Raw genomic sequence first — 1,960 nt, 5'->3', positions numbered from 1 at the left:
AGCACGAAACACGATGCGGTCGCGGCATAGGCGCCCAGCCGCGCCGGCGCCTCGATCCCCTGCCCGGCGCGCGCGGCGACGCCCAGCACCGCCAGCCACGCCAGGTCGCGCAGCGCCCCGGTCACCCGCGCGGCGACGTCGGCGCTGCCGATCCCCGCGATCGCCAGCGCCCACAGCGCCGTCGCCACCGCCGCCGCGGTCAGCAGCCAGCGCGCGACCGGCGCCGCGCTGTCCGGGCGCGGCAACGTCACCGCGACGCCGCAAAACAGCAGCGCGACCAGCGAATGGATCCAGATGACCGACGTCGGCGTCATCGCGTCATCGCGCGCCTTCGGGCCACAACACCACGCGCAGCGTCTGGAGCAGGATCAGCAGGTCGAGGAACGGCGAATAGTTCTTCGCGTAATACAGGTCGTATTCCAGCTTGTTGCGCGCATCCTCCACCGACGCGCCATAGGGATAGTTGATCTGCGCCCAGCCGGTGATCCCCGGCTTCACCATGTGCCGCTCGGCATAATAAGGCAGCTCGCGTTCCAGTTCGGCGACGAACTGCGGGCGTTCGGGGCGCGGGCCGACGAAGCTCATGTCGCCCTTCAGGACGCTCCAGCATTGCGGCAGCTCGTCGATGCGCACAGTGCGGATGAAGCGGCCGACGCGGGTGACGCGTGGGTCACGCTTCTCCGCCCATACCGCCTTGCCGCCCGCCTCGGCGTCCTGCCGCATCGAACGCAGCTTCACGATGTCGAACGGCTCGTTGTACAGCCCGACGCGGCGCTGGCGGTAGAAGGCCGGGCCGGGCGATTCGAGCACCACCGCGATCGCGGCGATCGCGATCACCGGGAACGTCAGCGCCAGCACGATCAGGCTGGCGACGATATCGAACGCGCGCTTGGCGATCGTCGACAGGAACCGCCCGGACGAGAATCCATCGGAGAAGATCAGCCACGACGGGTTGACGCTCTGCAGGTCGATCCGCCCGGTCTCGCGCTCCAGGAAACTGAAGATCTCCGACACGCTGACCCCGGTGGTCTTGACGCGCAGCAGGTCCTGCAGCGGCAGCGCGTTGCGCCGCTCCTCGATCGCCAGCACTACCTCGCTCGCGCGCAGCGCAGTGACGTGGTCGGCAAGGTTGTCGATCGCGCCGCGCGGCACCGCCCCGTCCACCGCCGGCACATGGGTGTCCCCCATCGCGACGAAGCCGGCGACGACGAAGTTCGCGCCGTTGCGCGCCGCCAGCCGCTCGATCCGCGCTGCACGCGGCCCGGCGCCCAGCACCACCACCCGCCGCCGCAGCGCCTCCCCGCCGATCGTCCCGCGCGCGGCGATGCGCAGCGTCACCAGCCCACCCAGCGCCAGCAGCATCGCGTAGAACAGGTTCGATCGCCAGAAGGTGATCGCCGGCACCAGGAAGAAGATCACCGACAGGAACAGGATGCCCAGCGACACCGCCACCAGCAGCCGCGACACCGCGAAGCGCACCGAATGGAGCGCCCCTGGCCCATAGGCGCCGACCGCGACCATCGCCAGTTGCAGCGGCACCGCGAACGACAGCAATTGCGGGATGCGCGTCGCCGGCGTGTCCGGTGCCATGCCGATCTGCCACGCGCGCACCTGCCAGCCCGCCTCCGCCGCCAGCAGCAGCAGCGCGAAATCCAGCAGCCCGAGCAGCAGCACGGCATTGGGCACGTAATGTTTGAACAGACGGACCATCGGCCGGTGTCGGTCCCCGGAAATGACGCAAGCGATACCGGGCGAGCTATCGCCGCAATTGGCAAAGAAAGGCTGAACGACGCGCTTTTGCGCGATCCTCGCCCGGTCGCGGAGCCTTCGGCGACCTCGGCGGTTATCGCGGCGGCGACGCGGTCCATGCGCGGTCGCGGGGGAAAGGGTAGTTCATTGATCGACATCGTTCCGGTGATCCTGTCGGGCGGATCGGGGACGCGGCTGTGGCCGCTGTCGC

Annotated in this window: 2 protein-coding genes and 1 pseudogene; 1 reads left to right on the top strand and 2 read right to left on the bottom strand. The window is 69.5% G+C overall.

Translation table 11 applies throughout. The annotated features are described in order from the left end of the window. A pseudogene (locus AX685_RS19740) lies at positions 1–314 on the bottom strand (XrtA/PEP-CTERM system histidine kinase PrsK); the annotation flags it as partial. A gap of 4 nt (positions 315–318) precedes the next feature. After that, entirely contained in the window at positions 319–1,710 is a 1,392-nt protein-coding gene (locus AX685_RS19735) for a TIGR03013 family XrtA/PEP-CTERM system glycosyltransferase (RefSeq protein ID WP_066491856.1), read from the bottom strand. Here AX685_RS19735 and AX685_RS23285 point away from each other — a divergent pair. Then, positions 1,690–1,960 (top strand): sugar phosphate nucleotidyltransferase (locus AX685_RS23285; protein ID WP_231792321.1); only part of this gene is annotated, 271 nt, incomplete at its 3' end. The two genes, AX685_RS19735 and AX685_RS23285, sit on opposite strands and share 21 nt — an antisense overlap.

This window comes from Sphingomonas sp. CCH9-F2 (assembly GCF_001556735.1).
Classification (GTDB): Bacteria; Pseudomonadota; Alphaproteobacteria; order Sphingomonadales; family Sphingomonadaceae; genus Sphingomonas; species Sphingomonas ginsenosidimutans.
This window is presented reverse-complemented; position numbering and strand designations above follow the sequence as displayed.

Bases quoted from the DNA above. Each gene is read 5' to 3' on its own strand.
- AX685_RS19735 (WP_066491856.1), bottom strand. From the start codon at position 1,710: ATGGTCCGTCTGTTCAAACATTACGTGCCCAATGCCGTGCTGCTGCTC.